21 protein-coding genes and 4 tRNA genes are annotated in these 26,536 nt (G+C 70.1%); 13 read left to right on the top strand and 12 right to left on the bottom strand.

What is annotated here, in order from left to right; genetic code table 11:
- Nucleotides 1–32: 32 nt before the first annotated feature.
- Nucleotides 33–105: transfer RNA gene (locus ACFVBH_RS30430), tRNA-Lys, on the bottom strand.
- Nucleotides 106–1,193: 1,088 nt separating this feature from the next.
- On the opposite strand from ACFVBH_RS30430, the gene ACFVBH_RS30425 reads away from it, so the two are divergent.
- The 6 genes from ACFVBH_RS30425 to ACFVBH_RS30400 all read left to right on the top strand — a co-directional run bounded on the left by ACFVBH_RS30425 (nt 1,194) and on the right by ACFVBH_RS30400 (nt 3,300).
- Nucleotides 1,194–1,859 (top strand): TetR family transcriptional regulator, encoded by a 666-nt coding sequence (locus ACFVBH_RS30425; RefSeq protein ID WP_379006831.1) that lies wholly within the window; start codon nt 1,194–1,196, stop codon nt 1,857–1,859.
- Nucleotides 1,860–1,950: 91 nt separating this feature from the next.
- Nucleotides 1,951–2,023 (top strand) — tRNA-Glu (locus ACFVBH_RS30420).
- Nucleotides 2,024–2,059: 36 nt separating this feature from the next.
- Nucleotides 2,060–2,133 (top strand) — tRNA-Asp (locus tag ACFVBH_RS30415).
- A 35-nt stretch (nt 2,134–2,168) separates the two neighbouring features.
- Nucleotides 2,169–2,242, top strand: a tRNA-Phe gene (locus ACFVBH_RS30410).
- Between the two features lie 87 nt (nt 2,243–2,329).
- Entirely contained in the window at nt 2,330–2,500 is a 171-nt protein-coding gene (locus ACFVBH_RS30405; protein WP_354985821.1) for a hypothetical protein, read from the top strand.
- Nucleotides 2,501–2,559: 59 nt separating this feature from the next.
- Nucleotides 2,560–3,300: a polyprenol monophosphomannose synthase gene (locus ACFVBH_RS30400; RefSeq protein ID WP_354985820.1), complete on the top strand. Its 741-nt coding sequence runs from the start codon at nt 2,560–2,562 to the stop codon at nt 3,298–3,300.
- Nucleotides 3,301–3,471: 171 nt separating this feature from the next.
- Here the strand turns inward: ACFVBH_RS30400 and ACFVBH_RS30395 are convergent, their stop codons facing one another.
- A complete protein-coding gene (locus ACFVBH_RS30395; protein WP_379006828.1) occupies nt 3,472–4,995 on the bottom strand; it encodes an HAD-IB family hydrolase in 1,524 nt (507 codons plus the stop codon).
- On the bottom strand, nt 4,992–7,358 hold the full coding sequence (locus ACFVBH_RS30390) for a glycerol-3-phosphate 1-O-acyltransferase (RefSeq protein ID WP_379006826.1): 2,367 nt from the start codon (nt 7,356–7,358) through the stop codon (nt 4,992–4,994). The genes ACFVBH_RS30395 and ACFVBH_RS30390 overlap by 4 nt, the downstream gene beginning before the upstream one ends.
- A gap of 210 nt (nt 7,359–7,568) precedes the next feature.
- Here ACFVBH_RS30390 and ACFVBH_RS30385 point away from each other — a divergent pair, with 210 nt between their 5' ends.
- Nucleotides 7,569–8,915: a salicylate synthase gene (locus tag ACFVBH_RS30385; RefSeq protein WP_379006824.1), complete on the top strand. Its 1,347-nt coding sequence runs from the start codon at nt 7,569–7,571 to the stop codon at nt 8,913–8,915.
- Here the strand turns inward: ACFVBH_RS30385 and ACFVBH_RS30380 are convergent, their stop codons facing one another.
- Together ACFVBH_RS30380 and ACFVBH_RS30375 are read right to left on the bottom strand one after the other, a co-directional pair.
- Entirely contained in the window at nt 8,916–9,791 is an 876-nt protein-coding gene (locus tag ACFVBH_RS30380; protein ID WP_354985816.1) for an oxidoreductase, read from the bottom strand.
- A gap of 139 nt (nt 9,792–9,930) precedes the next feature.
- A complete protein-coding gene (locus tag ACFVBH_RS30375) occupies nt 9,931–11,553 on the bottom strand; it encodes a (2,3-dihydroxybenzoyl)adenylate synthase (protein ID WP_379006821.1) in 1,623 nt (540 codons plus the stop codon).
- A gap of 137 nt (nt 11,554–11,690) precedes the next feature.
- Here ACFVBH_RS30375 and ACFVBH_RS30370 point away from each other — a divergent pair, with 137 nt between their 5' ends.
- Complete coding sequence (locus tag ACFVBH_RS30370; RefSeq protein WP_379006818.1) at nt 11,691–15,563, top strand: amino acid adenylation domain-containing protein; 3,873 nt, start codon at nt 11,691–11,693, stop codon at nt 15,561–15,563.
- A 118-nt stretch (nt 15,564–15,681) separates the two neighbouring features.
- Here the strand turns inward: ACFVBH_RS30370 and ACFVBH_RS30365 are convergent, their stop codons facing one another.
- Together ACFVBH_RS30365 and ACFVBH_RS30360 are read right to left on the bottom strand one after the other, a co-directional pair.
- On the bottom strand, nt 15,682–16,344 hold the full coding sequence (locus ACFVBH_RS30365; RefSeq protein WP_354985813.1) for a disulfide bond formation protein B: 663 nt from the start codon (nt 16,342–16,344) through the stop codon (nt 15,682–15,684).
- The gene (locus ACFVBH_RS30360; RefSeq protein WP_354985812.1) at nt 16,338–16,502 is read right to left on the bottom strand and encodes a DUF5993 family protein; all 165 of its coding nucleotides are present in this window, start codon (nt 16,500–16,502) and stop codon (nt 16,338–16,340) included. Before ACFVBH_RS30360 ends, ACFVBH_RS30365 begins: the two co-directional genes overlap by 7 nt.
- A gap of 168 nt (nt 16,503–16,670) precedes the next feature.
- Between ACFVBH_RS30360 and ACFVBH_RS30355 the strand changes: the two genes are divergently transcribed.
- On the top strand, nt 16,671–17,555 hold the full coding sequence (locus ACFVBH_RS30355) for an oxidoreductase (protein ID WP_379006813.1): 885 nt from the start codon (nt 16,671–16,673) through the stop codon (nt 17,553–17,555).
- Nucleotides 17,556–17,980: 425 nt separating this feature from the next.
- A complete protein-coding gene (locus tag ACFVBH_RS30350; RefSeq protein ID WP_354985810.1) occupies nt 17,981–19,072 on the top strand; it encodes a 3-deoxy-7-phosphoheptulonate synthase in 1,092 nt (363 codons plus the stop codon).
- 19 nt (nt 19,073–19,091) lie between these two features.
- Here ACFVBH_RS30350 and ACFVBH_RS30345 read toward each other — a convergent pair whose 3' ends face one another.
- Nucleotides 19,092–19,598, bottom strand: coding sequence for a class I SAM-dependent methyltransferase (locus tag ACFVBH_RS30345; RefSeq protein ID WP_379006810.1), 507 nt, complete (start codon nt 19,596–19,598; stop codon nt 19,092–19,094).
- Between the two features lie 35 nt (nt 19,599–19,633).
- On the bottom strand, nt 19,634–20,224 hold the full coding sequence (locus ACFVBH_RS30340) for a GNAT family N-acetyltransferase (RefSeq protein ID WP_354985808.1): 591 nt from the start codon (nt 20,222–20,224) through the stop codon (nt 19,634–19,636).
- Between the two features lie 91 nt (nt 20,225–20,315).
- Here ACFVBH_RS30340 and ACFVBH_RS30335 point away from each other — a divergent pair, with 91 nt between their 5' ends.
- From ACFVBH_RS30335 to ACFVBH_RS30325, 3 genes are all read left to right on the top strand, one after another.
- Nucleotides 20,316–21,239, top strand: a complete 924-nt coding sequence (locus tag ACFVBH_RS30335; protein ID WP_379006808.1) for a sigma-70 family RNA polymerase sigma factor — start codon at nt 20,316–20,318, stop codon at nt 21,237–21,239.
- Nucleotides 21,240–21,442: 203 nt separating this feature from the next.
- Complete coding sequence (locus ACFVBH_RS30330) at nt 21,443–22,624, top strand: pyridoxal phosphate-dependent aminotransferase (RefSeq protein WP_379006806.1); 1,182 nt, start codon at nt 21,443–21,445, stop codon at nt 22,622–22,624.
- A 240-nt stretch (nt 22,625–22,864) separates the two neighbouring features.
- Nucleotides 22,865–23,509 carry a LysE family translocator gene (locus ACFVBH_RS30325; protein ID WP_379006804.1) on the top strand — a complete coding sequence of 215 codons (645 nt, stop codon included), beginning with the start codon at nt 22,865–22,867 and terminating at the stop codon, nt 23,507–23,509.
- 94 nt (nt 23,510–23,603) lie between these two features.
- Here the strand turns inward: ACFVBH_RS30325 and ACFVBH_RS30320 are convergent, their stop codons facing one another.
- The 3 genes from ACFVBH_RS30320 to ACFVBH_RS30310 all read right to left on the bottom strand — a co-directional run bounded on the left by ACFVBH_RS30320 (nt 23,604) and on the right by ACFVBH_RS30310 (nt 26,503).
- Complete coding sequence (locus ACFVBH_RS30320) at nt 23,604–25,013, bottom strand: M1 family metallopeptidase (RefSeq protein WP_354985804.1); 1,410 nt, start codon at nt 25,011–25,013, stop codon at nt 23,604–23,606.
- A gap of 131 nt (nt 25,014–25,144) precedes the next feature.
- Nucleotides 25,145–25,786 carry a LysE family translocator gene (locus tag ACFVBH_RS30315; RefSeq protein WP_379006801.1) on the bottom strand — a complete coding sequence of 214 codons (642 nt, stop codon included), beginning with the start codon at nt 25,784–25,786 and terminating at the stop codon, nt 25,145–25,147.
- A gap of 51 nt (nt 25,787–25,837) precedes the next feature.
- Nucleotides 25,838–26,503 (bottom strand): DUF3239 domain-containing protein, encoded by a 666-nt coding sequence (locus ACFVBH_RS30310; RefSeq protein WP_379006799.1) that lies wholly within the window; start codon nt 26,501–26,503, stop codon nt 25,838–25,840.
- Nucleotides 26,504–26,536: the final 33 nt, after the last annotated feature.

The raw sequence follows: 26,536 nt of genomic DNA, 5'->3' as shown, positions 1-26,536 counted from the left end.
GGATTCGGCGTCCGGGCCCCTCGGCGGAAAGGTGCCCCCACCAGGGCTCGAACCTGGGACCTGCGGATTAAAAGTCCGTAGCTCTACCAACTGAGCTATAGGGGCGCGGCGGTGAGTTTAGTGGGTTGAGCGCACAAGTACTAAACGAGTATCCGGTTGCGTTCGGCGGTGCGGTGTTTGCGCTGGTCATGGTGGTTTGTCCGGGCGGGTGGCCGGGGCGTCGAGCGTGTCGGCGGCGTGGGCGGCGGGATCGGGGGCGGTGGAAGGGGTGGTTGTGGCGGCGGGCGGGTCCGCCCAGGGGGCGTCGCCGGGGCGGTGTGCGGGCGGCGCGGGGGCGGTGCGAAGCGTGCGGACCGGTCGGCGGGGGATGGGTGGGCGCGTAGGGGATTCGATCGGGGGGCCGGGCGGGCGCGCGCCCGGCGTCGACGCGGCGTTGCGCCGGGCCGGCGGAGGGGGCCCGGCGGCGGCGAGGTGAGCGCGCGCTGACGTACCGGCCGGCGACACCGGAGCAATCGCGTTGCCACTCAGATTGTTTCGATATGGGCACGTGTGAATATCATCCAATGGTGATGTGTGGCAAGCTATTTGGTGCAGGAGGTGGGGACCGGTCTTTGTCGCGGCGTGGGCCGGGACGGGGGCCGGTGGCGGATGCGGTGCGGGCGGGGCTGATTACGGCAGGGGTGATCAATGAGCCGAACACCGGTGGGATATCGATGAATTCAGCTATTCAGACCAATCGCCCAGCTGGTAGCTGGGGAATTGCCCTATGTGATAGGGGGCATGCTGGCTAACTGACTCGCCGGTACACCTCACGCAGGGTGCGCTTTCCGGGTACGGTGACCGACTGGTGAATTCCTGAAGAACCGGGATTGCCCCGGACGCACGGGATTCGGCTTATCGTTGATGTGCCCGAACGTGTCGCGGACGGTCTGGCCGATCGCGACTCCATCAGATGTTGCTGCGGGAGGCCAATCCAGACAAGAGGAACGCCCGGGTGCGCACCCCCTGCGGCGCACCCGGGCGGGAAAAACTATACCAGTTGGTGTGTTTCAAGTTTTTCGCGCTTTTTCGTACCAAGAGTTTGGTAATTCGGGCAAAAGCCCGTTCTGAAGTATTTGAAAGACACGTAACTTTGCGTCGAGGACACAGCTAACGCGTCCGCGACGGTAGCTAGCTTCGGAGGCGTTTCGAGCATGGCACGGCAGCAAGAGCGGGCCCGCCGGACACGCGCGGCGATCATCAGGTCCGCCGCCGTTGAGTTCGGGAAGAGCGGCTATGCCGCTGCATCGCTCAACCGCATATTGGAAGGTTCACGCGCCACCAAGGGCGCCATGTACTTTCACTTCGACTCCAAGGAGGATTTGGCCCGCGCGGTCTTGGAAGCGGCAGTCGACCGCTACCGCGTGTCCACTGAAAGATGGCTCGGCCGAGCGGATCTCGGCCCCCTGGACGTCCTGCACGGCATGATCGACGAGATCGCGCTGCGGCTGGAGAACGACATCATCATCCAGGCCGAGTTCCGGCTCATCATCGAACCCGAGTTCTACCGCGACATCCAGGCGGGTGGCGGGCGCATTCTGGGCCGGTCCATCCGCCAGCTCGCGGTCCGCGCCACCGAGCACAAACAGTTGCGCGGTGACTCCGACCCGGATCGCTTCACCCGGACCCTGGCGGCGGCCCTGGCGGGCCAGCGCCACATCGCCGATGTCCTGGGTGGTCCCGCCGATCTGCGTTCCCGTTTCACCGAGGCGCTCGAGGTGGTCGTGGATGCCACCGCGACACCGGAGTGGATCGAGGAGTTCCGGCGGGTCGGCTGGCGGGTGTCCGCGAAGCTGGAAGATCTCAATTTGGCGATCTGACCAGCGGATTTGGGAATCACACGGATGCTGTCATAAGCTATCTCCGCTCCCAACGGAAGCCGTTGAGCAACGGTCCGGAGAAATCCGGCGGGCCCCCTTCGTCTAGCGGCCTAGGACGCCGCCCTTTCAAGGCGGTAGCGCGGGTTCGAATCCCGTAGGGGGTACAACGATGGTGACATCGTTGTAGTTGGAGCAAGCAAGGCCCTGTGGCGCAGTTGGTTAGCGCGCCGCCCTGTCACGGCGGAGGTCGCGGGTTCGAGTCCCGTCAGGGTCGCAAGACTATAGCTTGGCATTCGTTCCGGGTGCCCCGGCCAGGTAGCTCAGTTGGTACGAGCGTCCGCCTGAAAAGCGGAAGGTCGCCGGTTCGATCCCGGCTCTGGCCACAAGATCGGCAAAGGCCGCATCCACCAGGATGCGGCCTTTTTCGTGTGTTCACCCACCCCGGCCGATCTTGATGAGATGCTGGAGTCATGTCTGATGACAACGAGTGGTACTACTGCATCGAGCATCACCGGGCGGAACAGGGCAAACAGTGCTGGGTGGGCGGCCGCATGGGGCCGTACCCCGACAAGGCCACCGCGGAGCGCGCACTCGAAATCGCAAAGGCCCGAAACAAAGCCGCCGACGCCGAAGAAGACTGACGACCCGCGGGAAAAGGTTGTCGCGCGTGAGCTAGGGTTTCTTGGGCGTATGGCCATGAATGCGAGCGGGAGGGCGACCCTTGAAGGTAACCGTGGTGGTGCCGACCTACAACGAGCGGGAGAACCTGCCGGTGGCGGTGGAGCGACTGACGGCGCTCGGGGTCGACGACCTGCACGTGCTGGTGGTCGATGACAACTCACCCGACGGCACCGGCGAGGTAGCCGACAAGTTGGCGGCGGATCTGCCCAACGTCGTCAGCGTGCTGCACCGTACCGAGAAGGACGGGCTGGGCCGCGCGTACATCGCCGGCATCACTCGCGCCCTGGAGGACGGCGCCGACGTGGTGATCCAGATGGACGCGGATCTCTCGCATCCGGCCGAGGTCATTCCGGCCATGCTGGAGAAGCTGGCGACCACCGACGCGGGCGTCGTGCTCGGATCCCGGTATGTGCCCGGCGGTTCCACGGCCGAGGAGTGGAAGTGGTACCGCAAGGCGCTGTCCGCCTGGGCCAACTTCTACGTGAACCTGATCCTGCGCCTGGGCGTCAAGGACGCCACCGCGGGCTTCAAGGCGTGGAAGGCCGATACGCTGCGCGCGATCGACGTGTCCTCCATCAAGAGCAACGGGTACTCGTTCCAGGTGGAGATGAACCACCGCACCGTGCGCAAGGGCATCGCCATCGCCGAGGTGCCGATCAGATTCGAGGAGCGCACGCTGGGCGACTCCAAGATGAGCCTGAAGGTGCAGCTCGAATCGGCCCTGATGCCGTGGAAGCTGTTGTTCGGCAAGCAGGTCTGAGCTCCCCCGCCTCCCCGCATATTCAGCGCACGGCTGAGAGCCGTTCACTGACCCGCCTCCCCGCATATTCAGCGCACGGCCGGGAGCCGTTGCCTGTTGGGGACGCGTGACTCGGTGGGGAGCCGCGTCAATTTTGGGCGTACCCCGGGAGTTACCCCGATTCTTGCGAAATCAGTTGTCGCGTTGGGAGACTGCGGGGGGTTCGGGCCAGTTCAGTAGGGTGTTCTGCATCAGGGTGCGGACTGCCTCTATCTGGGTGTCCATGGCGGTTGGGTCCCAGGTGCTTACGTCTATCGGGGGTAGGACCGCCACGTCGACCACGCCCTTGCGGACGACCGCCGAATTGCGCCAGGCGATTTCGCCCGCGTTGCGGATGACCACCGGGATGATCGGGGCGCCCGCCTGTAGGGCTATGTGGAACGCGCCCTTCTTGAAGGGACCTATGCGCGGGGTCAGGGAGCGGGTGCCCTCGGGGGCGATCACGACGGACAGGCCGCCGCGCAGAGTCTCGACCACCGGGGCGAGCGCGGCCCTGGCGGCGATCTTGTCGGTGCGGTCGATGAAGGTGACCTCGACCAGGCGCATCAGCGGTCCGAAGACCGGGTTGTTGGCGACTTCCTTCTTGGCGACGCCGGTGAAGCCGGTGTCGAGCACCTCGGCCAGCACGATGATGTCGAACTGGCTCTGGTGATTGAAGATGAAGACCGCGGGGCGCGGGGCGCGGGTGTGTTCGCGCCCGCTGACCCGGACGCGGACCCCGCTGCCGCGCAGGGTGGAGTCGGCGGCGTGCACCAGCATGGAATCGGCCATCTGCCTGCGCTTCTTGGTGGCGGCCTTGGCCGCGACGCCGAACAGCGCCCCGCCGATCAGGCCGCCGAACGCGCCGAAGGTGCGCAGGTAGTCACCGGTGCGCGGCGTGCGGCGCGGCCGGAAATGCAGGACGGGCCAGTCCTTTTCGGTGGCCTCCAGCACCACGCGCGGATCCGGGTTGACCGCGGTGGGCCGCCCGGCCACCTGCAGCAGCGGTAGATCCGCGGCGCTGTCGGCGTAGACCCAGCTCTCGCCCAGGTCGATGTCGCGGGCGGCGGCGAAGCGGCGGACCGCGTCGGCTTTGCCGTTGCGCCAGAGCGGTTTTCCGGCGACGTGCCCGGTGAGCACGCCGTCCTGCACCGACATGGTGGTGCACAGCACGTGCGCGATGCCGAGTTCGTCCGCGACCGGCTGCACCTGGTACCTGGTCAGCGAGCTCACCAGTAGCACGGTGTGCCCGGCGGTTTCGTGTTCGCGCACCAGCCGCCACGCTTCGGGGAACAGGTGCCCGTGCACGGTCCGCTGGAACAGTTCGGCCCCGAGCTCGGCCAGCGTGTGCTCGGGCACCCCGGCCCAGGTGTACATGGCCTGCTGCAGGAAGCGCTCGTACTCGCCCTCGCTGCGCGCCCCGCGGATGCTGGAGAGCAGGCTGGTGGCCAGGGCCCGGGCGGCGGGGCGGCGGGCCAGGCGCGGCAGCAGGCCGGGCGGGTCGAAGCCGGCGACCACGGTGCCGCCGAAGTCGAAGACGGCGGCCACGCGCGGTCCCCGCGGCCCGGAACGGATGGCGGCGACCGCGGCCTCGATGTCCGTGGCGCCCGGGGCTGCGCGGGTGATGCCCGCGCCGGGTAGGGGCGGGTGCAGGTCCCCGCTCGCGGGGTGGGTCATCGCGGGTCCAGCCGGTTGGACGGGTCCAGGGTGGCGGCGCGGGAGATGCGCGCGGAGATGTCGCGAAGCTCGGCGGCGAAGCGCACGCGGCGCTCGACGAGGTCCGCCGGGTCGTCGCCGGGGGCGAGCAGATTGTGGTTGGCGGCGAGTTTGAGTGCGCTGCCGAACAATTCCGACGACACCGATTCCGGGCTGTGCAGCCGCTGTTGCAGCAGCATCTGTTTGCCGACCTGCAGGCATTCGTCCAGGAACGCCTTCTTGTCGACGGGGATCGCGGGGTCGTGCGCGGCGAGCCGTTCGGCCATCACCAGTTGCGCGTCGAAGAACGAGCGCAACACCCGGTGCGCCATCATGAAGCCGGAATCGGCGAGCTGGGCCAGGATTTCGCTGCCGACGGTGCCCGCGGCGGTGCGGCGATGCCAGTGCGGGTCGACCCGCAGCATCTCCGCGGTGAGCTGGCTGGTGAACTCGGCGCGCTCGGGGAAGAAGAATTCGAATTTGAGCAGATCGCGCAGCCGGTAGGCCGCTTCCCAGCCGACCCGCAGCTGATCGCCCTCGGGCGCCTCGACCGCGCTGAGCACCGCGAGTTCGAGGATGGCGCGATTGGCGAACCAGTGCACGGCGCTGTTGCGGTAGAACGCGGCTTCCAGGTGCGCGCCGGCCCCGATGGAGTACACCGGTTCCAGCCCGCCCCGGTACACGGTGACAACCTTGGCCACGGCGAGCTGTTCGAGCACCACCGACAGCCCGTGGTCGGTGCGCAGGGTGCCGAGTTCGCCGCGCGGCAGGTCCCGGCTCTCGATGTAGCCGAGCACGGGTGCGATGGCCGCGCCCAATTCGGTTCGGGTGAGCGCCCGTTCGTGCACGCCGAGCAGTACCAGGGTGGTGAGGGCGTTGACGGTGATGGGGGTGACCTCGTTGATGCCGACCGCGACCTCGAAGGCCAGGCGCTGCACCGCGCGCTGTTCCAGATCGGCCTGTTCGGGGTTCTCGGCGGCGGTGGGCGGCCCGAGCGGATCACCGTGTGCGGCCAGGCGTTCGCGGCCCGACAGCGGCGTGCCGAAGCGCACGTACACGTGCCCGGCCGAATGCTGTTGATTGCGAACGTATCGCGCGAGCCAGGCCAATCCCTCGGCCTGTTTGCGCCCGCCGGTCTGTTCGTCGGCAATGGCGCCGATCTCGTTGAGCCGTTCGTAGGTAATGGAGACCGGCACCAGCATGACATCGTCGATGCGCGATGAACGCAGAGCCGCCGCAAGGTAATTCAATAAGCCGTAGCGCGGTGGCCGGAGTTTTCCGGTGCGGGTGCGCCCGCCTTCGAAGTACCACTCCAGATTGAATCGTTTGGCGAGCAGATAGGCGAAGTATTCTTCGACGACCGCTTTGTACACTTCGTCGTCGCCGAAACTGCGCCGGATGAATACCGTTCCGGTGCGCCGGGCGATGGAGCCGAGCGGCCAGAAACTCAGATTTGCCCCGCCCACCACATGATTGGGCGGAAAGTCGTTGCGGGCCAGAATGTCACCGAGCACGAACGCGTCGACATAGGACCTGTGCGAGGGCAGGAATACCAGGGGATAGCGGCGATTGAGCGCGCGCAGGCCGTCGAGTCCGGCGGGGTCGTCGTCGACCTTCCAGGTGGAGGCGTGCACCGGCCGCATCGCCTGGGTGAACAGATCCGAGACCAGCCGGCTCTGCGCGGCGACCAGTTCGCGCAACGCCTTCTCCGCGCGCCGGTACACCTCGCGCGCGGGCAGCTCCGCAGCGGCGGCGACGGCGTCGAGCCTGCGCAGGAAGGCGGGGGAGTCCAGGATCTCCTCGACCACCAGGCGCGGCACCTTGTAGCGGTCGCCGATGACGGCGCGCTCGGCGCGTTCGAGGGCGACGATGCCCGCGCGCACGATGGCGCGGGCGAACGCCTCGGGCGCACCGGCCGCGCCCGGATTGTTGGCGCGCAGCTCGCTCAGCCGGGCGGGGGCGCCGGTGAGCACCAGGTGCCGGTCGGGGGCCTTGGTGACCAGGCGCCGCTGCATGAACCGGTTCGGCTTGCGCGGGTTGGACATGGTGAGCAGATCGCCGAAGCTGGTGCGCCGCACGCCGTCCCGTTCGGGCGGGAGCCACAGGACGCGGACGGGCACCACGAGCGGGTCGTCCTGGCGGCCGACGAGGCGGTTGCTCACCGCGCCCGGATCGAGGTCCAATTGGGTGACGGGCGCGGTGGTTCCGAACTCCTGCGCGATGCCGCCCGCGGCGAGCCAGTTACCGATGAGCTCGCGTTCGACCCGGCCGGCGGCGTCGACCAGTGCCACCACCGAACCCGGGGTGGTAGCCGCTGCCGGGAGCCGGCTGTAGTGATCGAGCATCTCTGGATCCCTCCGCACGTGAACCGCCGCAATCCATTGAAGCGGAAACGCGGGCGCGGGGTGGGAGGTCGCACAATTCACGGCCCGGTTCGAAGTATGCGCGGACGAGGGCAGAGGTGATATTGCCCATGGCGTCCGACTTCGCCATAAACGGAAAGGTAATGCTAACCTCACTCATTAAAGTAAGGTAAGCATAACCTTGGAGGTCTGGTGTCGGCCACGGACGAACGGGTACGGCTCGATGGCGAGCAGCGCTGGGGCGAGTACGTCACCGATCCGGTCGCGGCGGTGTCCGCGCTGGCAGCAACGGAACGTTTCGGCGAATACGTAGTCTATGAACGGCCCGGCGCATGGGTTTTCGCCGCGGATCCGATCGGCGGCGTGGAGCTGGACGCGGACGAGCTGCGGGTTTCCTGGGAAGGGAACATCACCACCGGAACGTGGGATGGCAGTCCCGCGCAGGCCGTGGATCGCGCTCTCGCCGGGTTGCCGCTGGGCGCTCGTAACGCGTACGGCTGGATCGGTTTCGAGTTCTGCGCGTGGTCGCTGGGCGCGACCGCGCACGTGCATCCGCGAGCCACCCTGGCGCATCTGATGATTCCCCGCATCGAGGTCCGCATCGACGCCGCCGGTGTGCGCGTGTCCGGCGCCTCGCCCGCGGAGACCTCCGACATCCACGAGCTGATCGCGGCCTCGCAGGGCACCGCGCTGCCGGTCGCGCATCCGGTCGATGTGACCGTGGACCCGACCGGGTACGCCGATCGCGTCGCCACCGGCGTCGCCGAGATCAACGGCGGCAAGTACCAGAAGGTCATCCTGTCGCGCAAGGTGGAACTGCCCTTCGCGGTGGACGTTCCGGCCACCTATCGCCTCGGCCGGGCCAACAACACCCCGGCCCGGTCGTTCCTGCTACGCCTGGGCGGCCTGGAAGCCGCCGGGTTCAGCCCGGAGCTGGTGGCCTCGGTCGACAGCGACCGCGTGGTCACCACCGAGCCGCTGGCCGGCACCCGCGCCTTCGGCCGCGGTAGCGACGTGGACATGGCGGCGCGCGCGGACCTGCTCAGCGACCCCAAGGAGATTGTCGAGCACGCGATTTCGGTGCAGACCTCCTTCTCGGAGATCGCCGCGGTCGCCGAGCCCGAGACCACCGCCGTCTCGGATTTCATGGCGGTGCGCGAGCGCGGCAGCGTGCAGCACCTGGCCTCCACGGTGCAGGGCCGGCTGGCCGCGGACCGCAGCCCGTGGGACGCGCTGGAAATGCTCTTCCCGTCGGTCACCGCCTCGGGCATCCCGAAGGCAGCCGGCGTGGACGCGGTGTTCCGGCTCGATCACGACCCGCGCGGGCTGTATTCCGGCGCCGTGGTGACGATCTCGCCGGACGGCGCGCTCGAGGCGACGCTGGTGCTGCGCGCGGTCTACCAGAGCGGCGCGGACGCCTGGCTGCGCGCCGGCGCGGGCGTTGTCGGGCAGTCCCGGCCCGAGCGCGAGTTCGAGGAGACCTGCGAGAAGCTCGGCAGCGTGGCGCCCTACGTGGTGCGCGCACCCGAACGGGACTGATCAGACCCGCAGTTCCACACCTGTCGACCGCTCGGCCAGCTCACAGAGCTGACGGGCGGTTTTCTCGTCGTGCGAGGCGGCGCTGGACGCGGTCTCCACCGGATGCCCGCGCCACCCCCACCAGGAGTCCGGCCCGTAGTACGCGCCCGGCCGGGCGGCCGCGACCGCGGCGTACAGCGTTGGCAGCGCACCCATCTCGACACTCTGGGCCAGCACCCGGTTGCCGATGTCGATGAACTGCTCGAGGAAGTTCTCGGCCTTGGAGTTGATCTCGGTCGCGGCGTAGCCGGGATGGGCGGCCACCGCGAGCTTGGGCGAGCCCGCGCTGTCGAACCGGCGCTGGAGTTCGTAGGTGAGGTGCAGCAGCGCGAGCTTGGTCTGCGCGTACGCGCCGAACCGGCTGTAGGCGCGCCGCTCCCAGTGCGGATCCTCGAGATCGATGCGCCCGATGTAGTGGGTGTGGCTGGAGACGTTCACCACGCGCTCGGAAATCCGGTCCAGCAGTAGGCCGGTCAGCGCGAAGTGACCGAGGAAGTTGGTGCCGAAGTGCGTTTCGAAGCCGTCCGCGGTGCGGCCCCTGGGCACCGCCATCACCCCGGCGTTGTTGATCAGCACGTCCGCGTGCTCGACGGAGTCGGCGAAGGCGCGCACCGAGTTCAGATCGGCCAGGTCCAGTGCCCTGATCTGGACCCGGCCGCCGGTGATGGTGTGCGCGACCGCCTGCGCCTTGATCTCGTTGCGGCAGGCCATGATCACCTGGGCGCCGGCCTCGGCGAGCCCGCGCGCGGTGGCCGCGCCCAGCCCGCTGGTGGCCCCGGTGACGATGTACGTCCGCCCGGACAAGTCGGGAATGTTCGCTGTGTTCCAGCCGCCCATAGCATCACTCTATGACGCTTCGGGCGTGTGCGCCCGTGGTAGCGCGGTGCGGAAATTCACACGCGCACAAAAGATTCGAAGCGGGCGATCGGGATACGCACGCGCGCGATTCGTGCTCGCGCGTATCCCGGCGCGGGTCTCAGGCCCCGCGCAGCGCCTTCTTGTCGATCTTGCCGACCGCGGTGACGGGCAGCGTGTCCGCCTGGCGCAGCACGTCCGGCAGCTTGTAGGTGGCCAGGCCGCGCCCGGTCAGGAAGGTCTTGATCTCCGCCAGCGACGGCATCGCGTCCTCGACCACCAGTACCGCGCAGGCCTTTTCGCCGAGCACCGCGTCGGGCAGCCCGACCGCCGCCGCGTGCCGGACACCCGGGTAGGCGAGCAGATGTTCCTCGAGTTCGTCGCAGGAGATGTTCTCGCCGCCGCGGTTGATCACGTCCTTGATGCGGCCCGAGACGATGAGGTGCCCGCTCGGCAGCTGCCGCACCAGATCGCCGCTGCGGTAGAAGCCGTCGGGGGTGAAGGCCCGCGCATTGTGTTCGGGCGCACGGTAATAGCCGCGCAGGGTGTAGGGCCCGCGGGTCAGCAGTTCGCCCTCCTCGCCCGGCAGCACGTCGTTGCCCTCGCCGTCGACCACGCGCACTTCGTCGGCGGGGGAGAGCGGGCGGCCCTGGGTGGTGCAGACCAGATCGTCCGAGTCCTCGGCGCGGGTGTAGTTGAGCAGCCCCTCGGCCATGCCGAAGACCTGTTGCAGGCGCACGTTCAGTGCCGGAACCACTTCGCGCGCATTGACTTCGGCCAGGCGCGCGCCGCCGACCTGGAGCAGGCGCAGGGTGGACAGGTCCGCGTCCTCCCAGTCCACCGCGGCGGACCACAGCTGGGCCAGCGGCGGTACGACGGCGGTGACGGTGACGCCGTGCCGTTCGATGGCGGCGAAGGCGCTCTCCGGGCTGGGATCGGTGATGAAGGCCATCGCGCCGCCGGTGGCGATGGTGCCCAGTACGCCGGGGCAGGCGAGCGGGAAGTTGTGCGCCACCGGCAGTGTCGCGAGGTAGACGTCCTCGGGGCCGAGTTCGCACACGGCCGCGCTGGCCTTCGCGTTGTAGGCGTAGTCGTCGTGGGTGCGGGCGATCAGCTTGGGCAGGCCCGTGGTGCCGCCGGAGACCAGCATGAGCGCGATATCGGACGCGTCCACCTCGGGCAGCGAATCGCCGTCGGCGGGAACGCTGTTCAGGTCGGTGAACTCGCCCGGGTCGCCGAGCACCAGCACGTGCGCCAGGGTGGGCGCGGCGGCGCGGACCTCGGCGGCCAGCACGCGGTAGTCGAAATCGGCCGCGCGGTCGGCGATCACGTAGGCGACCGCGCCGGACAGATTGGTGAGGTGCTCGATCTCGGCCCGGCGGTGCGCGGGCAGGGTGAGCACCGGGATGACCCCGGCGCGCAGCAGGCCGAACAGGACCGTGATGAACTCGGGGGTGTTGGGCAGCTGCACCACGACCCGGTCGCCCGGCGCGATGCCGAGGGCGAGCAGGCCGTGCGCCATGCGATCGGCCGCCGCGTCGAGGTCGGCGTAGGTCGCCGCGGGCCGGTCCGGCGTGGCCGCCAGGGCGGTGCGCTCGGGCCACCGCAGGGCCGCGGCGCGCAGCAGTTCGCCGAGCGGATCGCCCGCCCAGTAGCCCTCGCGCCGGTACCGCTCGGCGAATTCGGCGGGGAAGGGGACGAAGCCGGCACGGTGATCCGGTGCGGCGGTGGGTATCGATGTCACTGCTCAGGCCTCGCGTAAAGGGGATAAGGGTCTCATTACAAAGGTTAGGCAACCCTATCTCAATGGGTTACGCTCCTTCCGAACCCATCCGGGAATCCCGGGTCGGGACGGGCACCAGACAAGGAGTACCAGCGGAAATGGAGTCATCGCAGGGCGCGGGCGCGACCATTGCCAGGGACGAGATCCGGGCCGCGGTCGCCGGGCACCTCGGCCTCGAACCGGACGCCATCGCCGACCACGACGACCTCATTCAACTCGGTCTGGACTCCATCCGCACGATGAAGCTCGCGGGCTCCTGGCGCAAGCGCGGGCTGCCGGTGAACTTCGCCCAGCTCGCCGCCGAACCCAGCGTCGCCGCCTGGCATCTGCTGCTCGGTGGATCTGACGCGCCCGCCGAGACGACCGCCGCACCCGCCACCGGCGAGCCGGCTGCCGAGCCCGCCGCTGCCGCCGAGCCCGCCGCCCCGGCGCTCGTCGATGACGGCACCCCCTTCGGCCTGGCGCCCATGCAGCACGCCTACTGGGTCGGCCGCGGTGAGGGCCAGCAGCTCGGCGCGGTCGCCGCCCACCTGTACGTGGAATTCGACGGCGCGGACGTGGACGCCGAACGCCTGGAAACCGCCGCCGCCGCCCTCGTCCAGCGCCACCCCATGCTGCGCACCCGCTTCCTGGGCGACGGCACCCAGCAGACCCTGGACCGCCCCGGCCGTCCGGTGTGGAGCCTGACCGATCTGCGCGCCGCCGACGCCGAGACCGCCGAGCGCACCCTGGAAGCGTTGCGGGACAAGCGCACCCACCAGCTGATGGCGGTGGAGGACGGCCAGGTCATCGACATCGCGCTGACCCTGCTGCCGGACGGTCGCACGCGCCTGCACCTGGACGTCGACATGCTGGCCGCGGACGCCATGAGCTACCGCATCCTGATCTCCGACCTGGCCCGGCTCTACCACGGTGAGCAGTTGCCCGCGCAGGACTACACCTTCCGCGAGTACCTCGCCCGGCACGCCGAACCCGCGCCCGAACACGAGAACGACCGGCGGTGGTGGCAGCAGCGGCTGCCCGACATGGCCGGTGCGCCCGAACTTCCGCTCGCCACCGCGGCCGGTGACACCGCCGCGCGGACCGTGCGCCTGCACCGCTGGCTCTCGCCCGAGGCCAAGGCGCGCGTGTTCGCCGCCGCGCACGCCCGGGGCATCACCCCGGCCATGGCACTGGCCTCGGTGTTCGCCGAGACCATCGGCGGCTGGTCGTCCCAGCGCCGGTTCCTGCTGAATCTGCCGCTGTTCCACCGGGAGCCGGTGCATCCGCAGGTGGACGGGGTCGTCGGCGACTTCACCTCCTCGGTGCTGCTCGAGGTCGACGTGACCGCGCCCGCCACCGTGACCGAGCGCGCGCAGGCCCTGCAGCGCGAATTGCACGCCGCCGGTTCGCATTCGGGCTACTCCGGCCTCGAGGTGCTGCGCGATCTGGGCCGTCAGCGCGGTGAGCCGGTGCTCGCGCCGATCGTCTACACCAGCGCCATCAACCTCGGCGAGCTGTTCGCCGGGCAGGTCACCGAGACCTTCGGCGACCCGGTCTGGATCATCTCCCAGGGCCCGCAGGTGCTGCTGGACGCCCAGGTCACCGAGGTGCGCGGCGGGATCCTGTTGAACTGGGACATCCGCGAGGACGCGTTCCCCGCGGCGATGGTCGAGACGATGTTCGCCCGCTACATCGACGCGGTCCTGCGCCTGGCCGAGGTGGACGCCGACGGCCGCGAACACGCCCCGGCGGGCGGCGCGGGCTGGGACGCCGACGCCGCGGTGCGAATCCCCCTGGAACAGGCCGTGATCCGCGCCCAGGTGAACGCCACCGACGGCCCGGTGACCGGCCGCGCCCTGCACACGGGCCTGTTCGACCACGCCGCCGCGAACCCCGGCGCTCCCGCGGTGATCTGGGAGCGCGACGCGAGCACCGACCACATCGCCGCCACGGTGTCGTCGACCGGCGGCGCGGCATCGAACGGCAGCGCGGCATCGAACAGCAGCGCGAGCTCGAACGTCGACACGGGTTCGAGCGTCACTGCGGCGTCGAACAACGCGGGATCGAACGCCGCTACGGCGTCGACCGAAAGTGCGGCGTCGACCGGTAGCGCGTCGGTGGACGGCAGCGCGGGATCGAGCGTCGCTGCGGGGTCGACCGGCCTTGGGCTTCCGGGCGGAAATGGGGCATCGACCGTCGCTGCGGCGCAGGGTGATTCCGGCGCATCGGACCCGGTCGTGGAGACGCTGACCTACGGCGGGCTGGCCGCGCAGGCGCTGGCCATCGCCGGGGCCCTGCGCGCGGCGGGCGTCCGCCCGGGCGACGCCGTCGCCGTGCAGCTGCCCAAGGGGCCGGACCAGATCGTGGCGACCGTGGGCGTGCTGGCCGCGGGCGGCGTGTACGTGCCGATCGGCTTCGACCAGCCGGCCGCGCGGCGGGCCGAGATCCTGCGGACCGGCACGGTGGTGGCGGCGCTGACCGCGGGGGCGGTGGTGCCCGAGGCGCCGACCCTGGACCTGGCGGACGCGCGCGTGTACCCGGAACCCCTGGATGAGCCGGTGATCGGCGACCCCGAGGGCATCGCCTACGTGCTGTTCACCTCCGGATCGACCGGTAAGCCCAAGGGCGTGGAGGTGCCGCATCGCGCCGCCATGAACACCATCGACGACCTGAACGAGCGCTTCGAGATCGGCCCGGCCGACCGCGCGCTGGCGCTGTCCGCCCTCGAATTCGACCTCTCGGTGTACGACATCTTCGGCCTGCTCAGCGTCGGCGGCGCGGTCGTCGCGGTGAACGACGCCCAGCGCACCGATCCGGCCCGCTGGGTGGAACTGCTGCGGCGGCACGGTGTTTCGGTGCTGAACTGCGTGCCCAGCCTGCTGGACATGACGCTGGCGGCCGCCGCCGGTCAGCGCCTCGACAGCCTGCGCATGGTGATCCTGGGCGGCGACTGGGTCGATGTGGCGCTGCCCGGCCGGCTGGCCGCGGTGGCCCCGCGCTGCCGCTTCGCGGGCCTGGGCGGCGCGACCGAGACCGCCATCCACTCCACGATCTGCGAGGTGGTCGGCGCGCAGGTGCCCGCCGAATGGTCGGCGGTGCCGTACGGCACCCCGCTGCGCAACGTGCGCTGCCGGGTCGTCGGCCCGTCCGGCAACGACTGCCCGGACTGGGTCACCGGCGAGCTGTGGATCGGCGGCGACGGCGTGGCCGCGGGCTACCGCGGCGACCCCGAGCGCACTGCGGACCGCTTCGTCGCGCACGAGGGCCTGAACTGGTACCGCACCGGCGATCTCGCGCGCTACCTGCCCGACGGCGGCCTGGAGTTCCTGGGCCGCGCCGATCACCAGGTGAAGATCCGCGGCTACCGCGTGGAACTCGGCGAGGTGGAGAGCGCCCTGCGCGCGCTGCCCGGTGTCCGGCACGCCATCGCGGCCATCATCGGCACGGCCGCGCCCAAGCTCAGCGCCGTGGTGGTGCCCGATGACGGTGTGACCCTGGCGGTTCCGGAGCTGCTGACCGCGGCCGCGGAGCTGCTGCCCGGCTACATGATCCCCACCCGGGTGGAACTGCTCGCCGAACTGCCCTTCACCTCGAACGGCAAACCGGACCGCAAGGCCATCGCGGGGCTGCTCGCGGCGGAGGACGAGACCGGTGAATTCGTCGCGCCCGCAACCGATCCCGAGCGGGCGGTGGCGGACATCGTGGCCACCGTGCTGGATCGCGACCGGGTCGGCGCGACGGACGACTTCTTCGCCCTCGGCGGCGACTCGGTGCTGGCCACGGCCGTCATCGCCCGGGTCCGCGACTGGCTCGATTCGCCCGACGCCGTGGTGGCGGACTTCTTCGCCGCCCGCACGGTCGCGGGCCTGACCGGGCGGCTGCTGGACCGCGAGCAGCGCGCCGGGCAGGCGGGCCGCCTGGCCAAGGTGGCCGCGCTCTACCTCGAGGTGGCCGCGATGACCGACGACGAGGTGCTCTCACACTCCTGAGAGCTGACGACTCTCTTGCGAAAACGGTGATCCCCGTGCCTGTTTCGGCGCGGGGGTCACTGTGCTGTCCGCGCCGGCGCGAGCGGGTGTCCGGCTCGGCGCGAGCGGACCGTCCGGCTCAGTGCGAGTCCGGCAGCACGCAGCCGCCCTGCAGAATGCCGAGATCGTGCGGCAGCCGATAGCAGGCGGGATCGTCGGGCAGCTTCCAGTGGAAGCCCTCCAGGAAGAACGTCGCCACCAGGTTCACGATGATCACCAGCGCCAACAAGCCCAGTGCCGCCGCGCCGATCGCGCGATGCGGGCGGTCCGGCAGGTCGGTGGCGGCCGTGCTGTGCGAGAAGGCCAGCGCCACACCGACGGTCGTGACCGCCGCGACGAACAGCACCAGCGCCCACACGTACAGGTGCAGACCCAGATACGCGCCGCCGTAACCCTTGTCGCCCGGCAGGATGTGCAGCATGGTCTGACGCCAGGCGGTGAAGCCGCCGCCGAAACAGGCCACGATGGCCAGGCCCCAGCCGACGGCGTAGTCACGCGGCGTGATGCGCCCGTTCATGCCCTTGCGCACGATGTAGGCGCCGCCCAGCGCCGCCAGCATCATGAAGTAGCGCTGCAGCATGCACAGCGGGCACGGGTACTCCCAGTTGCCGAACTGGAAGCCGAGCCCGCCGCAGACCACACCGGCCCAGCCCACCACGAAGATGACGGCCAGCCAGTACTGCACCTGCCCGAGCGCGCCGGTGGCCCGGGCGCCGGTCGTGGCGGCGGTGGCGCTCACCATGTCAGCCCCAATCCGAGCCCGCTGGTGATGTGCAGCCTCAGCAGGAGGCCGCACGCGAGGAAGGCGAGGAACCAGCCGGTCAGAACAGACCGCCGGGAACTGTCTCGGAGGATCAGGAAAAGCACGCACAGCAAACCCATGAGTATGAGCGTGTCCATCTCGCGGACGCTACCTATTCGGCCGGTCGGTTCGGGTGGAACGCGCGCGGACACGCCGCTGCCGCGACGTGACTCGAAGGGTGTGGCTAACTCTCGGATACATGAACGTTCCGGCGGGTTGAATTCGACACCCGGCGGCCGTACCCGGACCACCCTAAACTCGATCCGGTGAGTGGTTGGGACATCGCGGACATCCCGGATCAGACCGGTCGGACGATCGTCGTGACGGGCGCCAACAGCGGGCTCGGCAAGGTCACCGCCGGCGCGCTGGCGCGCGCGGGCGCGCAGGTGATCATGGCCTGCCGCAACGAGGTCAAGGCTCGCGGCGTCGCCGACGAGATCGGCCACGGCGCGCAGGTGCGCCGCCTGGACCTCGCCGATCTGACCTCGGTGCGCGAGTTCGCCGACGGCGTCGACACGGTCGATGTGCTCATCAACAACGCGGGCATCATGGCTCCGCCCGCGGGCCGCACCGCCGATGGTTTCGAAACCCAGTTCGGCACCAATCATCTCGGTCATTTCGCGCTGACCGGGCTGCTGCTGGATCGGGTCCGGGAGCGGGTGGTGACGGTGTCCAGCGGCGCGCACGCCGCCGGAAAGATCGATCTCGCGGACCCGAACTGGGAGCGCCGCAAGTATCAGCGCTGGCCCGCCTACGGCCAGTCCAAACTCGCCAACCTGATGTTCGCCTACGAATTGCAGCGCAGGCTCACCGCCGCCGGTTCGGCCAAACTCTCGGTCGCCGCGCATCCCGGCTATGCCGCCACCGGCCTGCAATCACATACCGACTCCTTCTACGACGGTCTCATGGCCGTGGGTAACCGGGTATTCGCGCAGAGCGCGCACATGGGCGCGCTGCCGACGCTGTACGCCGCCGTCGCGCCCGAGGTCGAACCCGGCGGCTACTACGGACCGGGCGGCCCGCTGGGGCTGCGCGGCCATCCGGCCCGCAGTGGTTCCACCACCGCCTCCCGCGACGAGGTCACCGCGCGGCGCCTCTGGGAACTCTCGGAACAACTGACCAAGGTCACCTTCCCCTTCACCCGCCGCTAACCCCGCCCGGCCCCGCCACGCCCGGCCTCGCCACGCCCGGCCCCGCCACGCCCGGCCCCTCGAATGCGCGGCCGATACTCCCGCTCAAAGGTTCGCGGCCGTCTCGGTCTGGACTGACGGAGCGGAGGAGCGAAGCGGGGGAGCGGAGGAGGGAAGACCGAGACCTCGGGGCCGCGAACCCCGGCCCGGAGCGCAGCGGAGGGCCAATTAGACACAGTGTCGGACGCCACACGCATGAAGTGTCATTTCTGGTACGGTGCAGGACATGCAGCGCGTGTATTTCTGGTTTAGCCAGCCGGCCCCGGGTGGGTCGAGCGGCGTGAACCTGCGCTGACTTCCTCCACCCCGAGCCGGACACGAGACCGGCTCCACGGGGAATTCGAAACCCTCTGCGTGGGTCGGCCTGAGAAAAGGAACCCACGATCATGACACTCGCCGCGGATCTGACACGGCACGCCGACCTCGACGACCAGCGCACGCTGAGCGTGAGCCCGCTGCTGTCGCCCGCCGACGTGCGCGCCTCGCATCCGATCGACGACACCCTCGCCGACGTCGTGCGCGCGGGCCGCAAGGCCACCGTCGACGTTCTCAACGGCGACGACGACCGCCTCATGGTGATCGTCGGCCCGTGTTCGGTGCACGACACCGATGCCGCCATGGATTACGCGCGCCGCCTCGCGGCCAAGGCGCAGGAACTCGGCGACCGGCTGCACGTGGTCATGCGCGTCTACTTCGAGAAGCCGCGCACCACGCTCGGGTGGAAGGGTCTGATCAACGACCCGCACCTGGACGGCAGCTTCGACATCAACACCGGTCTGCAGGTCGGCCGCCAGCTGCTGGTGGACATCACCGCGCTGGGTCTGCCCATGGCGGTGGAATACCTCGATCCCATCACCCCGCAGTACATCGCGGACCTGGTCTCCTACGGCGCGATCGGCGCCCGCACCGCCGCCAGCCAGGTGCATCGCCAGCTCTCCAGCGCCCTGTCCATGCCGGTCGGCATCAAGAACGGCACCGACGGTGACGTCCAGGTCGCGGTCGACGGCGTGCGCGCCGCGGCGGCCAGCCACGTCTTCCCCGGCACCGACCTCGACGGCCGCTCGGCGCTGATCCGCACCGCGGGCAACCCGGACTGCCACGTGATCCTGCGCGGCGGCAGCAACGGCACCAACTTCGACGCCGACTCCTGCGCGGAAGCCCTGCTGCGCCTGGAGAAGTCGTCGCTGGCCCAGCGCCTGGTGGTGGACGCCAGCCACGGCAACAGCAACAAGGACCACAACAAGCAGGTCGACGTCGTCACCGACATCGCCGAGCGCATCGCCGGCGGCGAGCGTACCGTCGTGGGCCTGATGATGGAGAGCTTCCTGGTGGCCGGCCGCCAGGACCTCACCCTGGGCAAGGCCGAGGAGCTCACCTACGGCCAGTCCATCACCGACGCCTGCCTGGACTGGAACGTCACCGCCGAGCAGCTCGACCGCCTGGCCGACGCGGTCGCCCGCCGCCGCGCGCAGGCCTGAAAACCCGCGCCGCCGAGCGTTATTCGCCGCCCCGCGGGGTGGCGATGACGCACAGCAGGTCCCCGGCGTGCGCCACGCGCTGATCGAAACCCGCCGCCGACAAGTGTCCGAACAGCTTGTCCGGGGCGGGTTTCGGGCTTTCCGGAGGATCGTCGGGCCCGCCGTAGCCGTACCCGAGATACAGGATTCCGCCGGGCGCGAGCAGCTCGCGCACCATCGCGAGTCCGCCATCGGCGTCGCGAGTCCAGAACAGATTCACGTTGCACGCCAGGATCCGGTCGAACGGGCCGCCCGCCGCCCGGAGCAGCGCGGTCGTGCCCGGGCCCGGCACATCCGCGTGGACCAGGTGCAGCCTGCCCGAATCGAGCAGGGCGGCATGCTTTTTCGCCGACCGGGCGATCGCGGTGGCGGACCGGTCGACGACCACCAGCGTGCCGGTGCGCAGCCCAGCGGCCAGGTATGCCGCCGACGGACTCGACCCCGCGCCGATCTCCAGGATCCGATCGCTCGCCCGGATGTCCAGCATCCGTGCGATCCATTCGAACCGGTCCTCGCCGGCCATCAGGCGGGCCGCGGGGAGATCGGCCAGGCCGGGGCGGGGCCCGGGGGATCGCTGATCAGGCGGCTCGCTATCCAGCAGTCGTGGCGGGTGCCGCGCTGGAGGGTGCCGCCGCGCAGCAGGCCCTCGTAGCGGAAACCCGCGCGCCTGGCCACCGCGGCCGAGTCGTGATTGCCCGCAAGCGCCCGCCATTCGATGCGCACCAGGCCCAGGAAGCCCGGGTCGAAACCGGCCGCGCAGACCAGGTTCACCGCGCGGGTCATCAGCCCGCGTCCGCGCAGTTCGGGGGCGAGCCAGAAGCCGATCTCGCTCGCGCCGTCGTCGCGGCGGGACTCGCTGGGGCCCAGGCCGATCATGCCCCGCACCGCCCCGTGCTCACCCAGCCGCAGCGCCCATGTGGGGGTGCGTGCGGCCCAGCCCGGGATCACCGCGTCGCACACGAAAGTCTCGGCGTCACTGCGGCGGTAGGGGACCGGCATGGTGGTCCAGCGGCCGACCGACGGCTCCTGACAGCAGGCGGTGATGGCGTCGATGTCGTGCACGGTCGGCGGGGAGAGCCAGAGCGGGCCGTCCGAGAGCGTCTGCGGATCCACCGGGCCATGCTGACACGGAACCGCGCACGGGCGCACCGGGTTTGCGGGTCCGGTGCGGGCCGGGCCGGGTCCCCTCCGTAGCATCGGAGCGATGGTTGCCGCTCTGCTCGCCGACTTGTTCGAAGGCCACAGGTCCCACCTGCTGTCGGTGGCCTACCGCCTCACGGGCAGTGTCGCCGACGCCGAGGACGCCGTGCAGGAGGGCTGGCTGCGCCTGGCCGTGGCCCGGCAATCGGAGATCGAGGACCTGCGCGCCTGGCTCACCACGGTCGTCAGCCGCATCTGCCTGGACCGGCTGCGCAGCGCCGCCGTCCGCCGCGAACAGTACGTCGGGCAGTGGCTGCCCGAACCCATCGTCACCTCCGCCGCGCCGTCCAGCACCCCCGATCCGCTGGCCGCGCTGGTGCGCAAACAGGACTGCCGATTCGCCGCCCTGGTCGTCATGGACGCGCTGACCCCGCCGCAGCGGGTGGCCTTCGTGCTGCACGACGGCTTCGGGGTGCCGTTCGACGAGATCGCCGGCGTGCTCGACATCTCGGTCGAGGCCGCGCGGCAACTGGCGGTGCGCGCCCGGAAAGCCTTGGCGCACACGCCCGAACCAGTCCCGGACGAGGAACACAACCTCGCCGTGCAGCAGTTCCTGGAGGCGCTGCTGCGGGGCGATGTGAACAGCGTGATCGCCGCGCTGCACCCGGACGCGCGCACCATCGGCGACGCCGGCGGCACCACCGGCACCGCGATCAACATCGTGGAGGGTGCGGAGAAGAACACCCGCCTGTGGCTGGGCCTGCGCGCCCGGTACGGCTTCAACGATCCCGAACGTCTCGCGGGCGGTTTCGAACCCGTGCTGGTCAACGGGCAGCTGGGCATGCTCATTCACGAGCGCGCCTCGGAGAACGGCTACCCGGGCACCCCCATGCGGATCTACGGCTACACCGTGCGGGACGGAAAGGTCTGGGGCATCTACGATCTGGTGAATCCGGCCAAGCTCACCGGCGTCCGGCTGCCGAATTAGCTCGCGCTGATCCGAATGCGCGCCGCGCCCGGCGCACCCCCGGCGAGCCGTGTGCTCGGCGGGGGAAATGCCGACGTGAACCCGTCGCCGAGCTGCCCGGCCCGCGCTCGAGCCCCGCGGGACATCGCGCTGAGCTGGGAGCGAGCGGCCGCGCCGAACCCGGCCGGGCGGCTCGGCGCGCCCGGTTCGACTATTCTCCGGGCATGCCCGAAATTCCCACCGTCGCCCGGCTGCGCCCGTACGCGTCGACGATCTTCGCGGAGATGACAGAGCTCGCCGTGCGGCACGGTGCGGTCAATCTGGGGCAGGGTTTCCCCGACACCGACGGGCCCGCGGGCATGCTGGAGGTCGCCCGTCAGGCCATCGCCGACGGCTTCAACCAGTACCCGCCCGGCCGCGGGGTGCCCGCGCTGCGCCAGGCCATCGCGGTGGACCGGGTCCGGCGCTACGGCACCCACTACGACCCGAACAGCCAGATCCTGGTGACGGTCGGGGCGACCGAGGCCATCGCCGCCACGATCCTGGGCCTGGTCGAGCCCGGCGACGAAGTGGTGCTCATCGAGCCGTACTACGACTCCTACGCCGCGGCCGTGGCGCTGGCGGGCGCGCACCGCCGCACCGCGCGACTGGTGCCCGACGGTGACGGCTTCGTCCTGGACCTGGACAGCCTGCGCGCCGCGATCACGCCGAAAACCCGGATGCTGCTGGTGAATTCGCCGCACAACCCCACCGGCACCGTGCTCTCGCTCGCCGATCTCACCGCCATCGCCGAATTGGCCATCGAACACGACCTGTACGTCATGTCCGACGAGGCGTACGAGCACCTGACCTTCGACGGGCATCGGCACCACAGCATTTCGACGCTGCCCGGCATGTACGAGCGCACCATCGTGATCTCCAGCGCCGCGAAGACCTTCAGCGTCACGGGCTGGAAGATCGGCTGGGCCTGCGCCCCCGCCCCGCTGCTGGACGCGGTGCTCGCCGCCAAGCAGTTCCTCACCTTCGTCGGCGGCGGCCCGTTCCAGCCCGCCATCGCGCACGCCCTCACCCACGAACAACACTGGGTCGAGGCGTTGCGCGACACCATCGCCGACAAGCGCCTGCGCCTGTCCGCGGCCCTGTCCGAGGCGGGCTTCGGCGTGAAACGCAGCGACGGAACCTATTTCGTCTGCGCCGACATCACCCCCCTCGGCGCGACCGACGCCTACGACTTCTGCCGCGAACTCCCCGCCCGCCTCGGCGTGGCGGCGGTCCCGGTCAGCGTCTTCGCCGACGACAAGGCGAGCTGGAATCACCTGGTGCGCTTCACCTTCTGCAAGAAAGAGGAAACGATCGCCGAGGGCGTCCGCCGCCTGCGCGCGGGCAGCACCGCCGCGACCAGGTAGCCCCGCCCCCGGCCGCCGAGCAGTGGTCGGACATCGGCGGATTCGTTCCTGACGCCCCCCGCGCTTCTTCTGGCCTGCGAGCAGCGGGGACGGCTCATGTCGGTTCGGATGCGGCGTGCGCGGCCGCCCGCGCCGTCGGATGGCCGGCGAGCTCGCGTCGTGCCGTGTTGGTCGCCGTGCGGTCCAGCGGTCGCCGACTGGACCGCGACAGGGCGCGGCCGGTCGCGCAGGATCGAGGACATGATCGGAACTGCGGCGGTGCTCGGGGTTGCGGCGGCGGCACTGACGATGGTGCTGACGCCGGGGCCGAACATGATGTATCTGGTGTCGCGGACCGTCTCGCAGGGGCGGCGGGCCGGTTTCGTCTCGCTGGCCGGGGTCGCGGTGGGGTTCGCGGTGTATCTGGCGGCGGCCACGGCCGGGATCACCGCGGTGTTCGCGGTGGTGCCCGGGTTGTATCTGGCGCTGAAGCTGGCCGGGGCGGCGTATCTGGGCTGGCTGGCGTGGAAGACGCTGCGGCCGGGCGGGGTGTCGGCGTTCGCGCCGGCCGAGCTGCCTGCGGACCCGGCCCGGCGGCTGTTCACCATGGGCCTGGTCACCAACCTGCTCAATCCCAAGATCGCCATCATGTACATGGCGCTGATCCCGCAGTTCGTGGTTCCCGCGGCCGGGAGCGTGTGGTTGCAGAGCCTGTCGCTGGGCGCGGTGCAGATCGCGGTGGCCCTGACGGTCAACGCGCTGATCGTGGTGAGCGCGGGCGCGGTCGCGACCTTCCTCGGCGGCCGCCCGCTCTGGCTGCGCGCCCAGCGCTACGTCACCGGCACGGTGCTGGGGGCGATGGCCGCCCTCGTCGCCACCGACCGAGCCCGTCCGCTGCCCGCCTGAGTCCACGCGAATCCTGTTGCGCGCGAGCGGCAGTACACCGGCGGCGACTGGTGCGCCGTCGCCGGGCCGCACCCGCACCGGCCCGGGACTCGCGCTACAGGTGCAGGCTGCCCGGGTACAGGTACTCGTCGGCGGGCGGCTCGGTGCGATCCAGCCACGCCTCGAAGAATCCGGTCAGCTCGTGGGTTGTCCTGGACTGCATGAACTTCCGGAACTCCGGCATCGAGGCGTTGCCGAAGCGGTGCGTGCTCACGAACTCCTGGATCGCGGGGAAGAACACCGCGTCCCCGATCGTGCGGCGCAGCGCGTGCAGGAACAGCGGCCCCCGGTAGTAGACCGAGGTGAATTCCTTTCCGGCGCCGGGGTTCTGCAGCGCGTTCTGCCAGAACTTGGGATTGCCGTAGAACTCGTCGAGGGTCTCGTGGTACATCGCGTCCACGTCCTTACCCTCCTTGCGCTCGGGCCACAGGTAGTCCGCGGTGTAACTGGCGAAGCATTCGTTCAGGCAGATGTCGGACCACTGCTTCACCGACATGGAGTCGCCCCACCACTGATGGGCGATCTCGTGCACCACCGTGTCGAGTTCGGTCCAGGGCGCGTAGATGGGCCGGGACTGCGTCTCGAGCGAGAACTCGAGTTCGGTGTCCACGTAGATCCCGCCCGCAGTGTCGAACGGGTAGGGCCCGTACAGCTCCTCGCTGAAATCCAGGATCTCGGGCAGTCGCCGTTCGGTCTCCATCGCCTTCATCGCCTCCGGCGCGAACGCGCTCAGCAGCGGGGTGCCGTTGGCGCGCCGCTGCTCCAGGAATTCGAACCGGTCGATGGCGATGGTGGTCAGATAGCCGATCACCGGCTGGCGCATCTCGAAATCCACGGTGCGATCCGCGCCGCGCACCTCGTCCCGCACCTTCGCCCCGATCGACATGACCTCCCATTCGGCGGGCACCGTCGCGTGCAGCGTGAAAGTGGCCTTGTCCAAAGGCGTGTCGTTGAGCGGATACCAGCTGCTGGCCGAATGCGGTTCGCCCGCGGTGAAGGCCCCGCCGCTGGGGGACAGCACCCAGCCCTCGCCGTCGGTGTCGGTCACCGCGCCCGCGTAGTCGACCTGCACCGAGAACGGCAGCCCGGGCAGCAGCGGCAGCAGCGGCGTGAGCACCAGTTCGTGCTCGCCGGTGCGCTCGAACCAGGCGGGCAGATTGTTGACCGACACCTTGGTGACCGGCGGCCCGCTGTAGTCGAGGTTGAACATGCGCAGCGGCTGCGTCGCGGTCGCGTCCACCCGGGTGGAACCGGTCAACTCGTGCGTCTGCGGCACGTAGCCGAGAGTGACGTCGTAGTGCCGGACGTCGTAACCGCCGTTGCCGTCCAGCGGATAGTAGGGGTCGCCCACACCCGCCGCGCCCACGAACGGATCGCTCACCTCGGCCCGCGCCGGACTCGCCGTCGCCACGGCCAGCGCCGCGACGCCGATCACGGTGTACCGCCGCCACTTCGTGCTGCTCATGCGCCGCGCAAACCCCTTTCCGGCGTTCATCGCCGATGAGGCGATGCTAGCCGCCGTGCGCTCGTGAGCCCGGCAACCGACTCGTTGCGGCCCCTTCGCTGGGGCGCCGATCGCGGCCGGCGGCCCCGGCGTCAGTGGCTGGTGGAGCCGGACACCGCGACGCTCGCGCCCAGCCCGATGATCATCACGCCGCCCGCGCCGCCGACCGCCTCCAGCCGCTTGGGCGAGCGCGCGAACCACTCCCGGGCGAGCCCGGCCATCAACGCCCACGAGGAGTCCGAGACCAGCGCGATGCCGATGAAGATCAATCCGAAGATCAGCAGCTGCAGCGGGACGGGCCCGCCCTCGGGCGCGACGAACTGCGGCAGCACCGCCGAGAAGAAGATGATGGCCTTCGGGTTGCTCACTCCGACCAGGAACGCCTGTCGCAGCATCCGCCCGCCTTCGCCCGGATCGGCGGACGCCTCCCAGGCCTCGCGCAGCGACCGGCGCTGCCGAATCGCCTGTATTCCCAGGTGAATCAGATACACCGCGCCCGCCAGTTTCACCACGGTGAGCGCGATGGCCGAGGCCGCGATCACCACGCCGAGACCGGCGGCGACGAACAGCAGGACCACGAGCACCCCGGCGGAATGCCCGAGCACGGAGAACATCGCGGCCCGGCGGCCGTGGGTGAGTGCGCGGCCGATGACGAACAGCACGCCCGGACCGGGGATGACGATCAGGGCCACGGCGGCAACGAAGAAGGCCACCAGATTCGCGCCGGGGATCATCCTGTCGATGCTACTCAGCGGCACAAGCCTTTTCGCCGGAACGACGGCGGGCTACCCGCGCAGTTCCTCGGGCAGCTGCTGGGGATCGAGCAGCAGTCGCTTGGCGTCGACCCGGCGGGCCTTGGCGGCCAGGTCGAGATTATCGGTGAGCAGCTGCCACTCCACTTCGCGGATGGCGGCGCGAGCCCGTTCGATGACGTTCAGATCCCGGGTGCCCCAGGCGATGGGCATGGCGCTGACCGTCTGCCGCAGATCGACCGACCCCGGTGCCCGATCGACCCGGACCGTGACCGCGGGCACCCGCTCCCCGGCGCGCGCGTGATGGCCGGGCAGCGTGCGCACCGAGCGCGTCACCAGCGCGTAGCGCGGCCCGTCCGAACTGGGTTTGGCCAGCTTCACGAGCGCCAGCAGCAGGACCCCGCGGCCGTTGATCTCCGACACCACCGCCGGCACGAGTTCGCCTGCGGCGTACAGCTTGTCGACCCGGCCCCGGTGCGGGGTCCACAGCCCGATGAACAGCGAGGTGGCCGCGCCCAGCGCGAACGCCACCGCGAGCAGGTACGACCACGGATGATCCAGCCACACCAGGTAGGCGGTGCCGACCCCGAGCAGCACGGCCGCCCCGATCGCCACCACCCGCAACCGCCGCAGATCCGCGACGACTTCGTTGACCGCCCGGGCATGCTCACGGTCCACCGCGAATTCGAAGCGTCGCACGTGCGTTCCCTCTCGCCTACTGGAGGCTGTCTC

The sequence above is a fragment of the Nocardia sp. NPDC057668 genome, assembly GCF_042799795.1.
Taxonomy (GTDB): Bacteria; Actinomycetota; Actinomycetes; order Mycobacteriales; family Mycobacteriaceae; genus Nocardia.
This window is presented reverse-complemented; position numbering and strand designations above follow the sequence as displayed.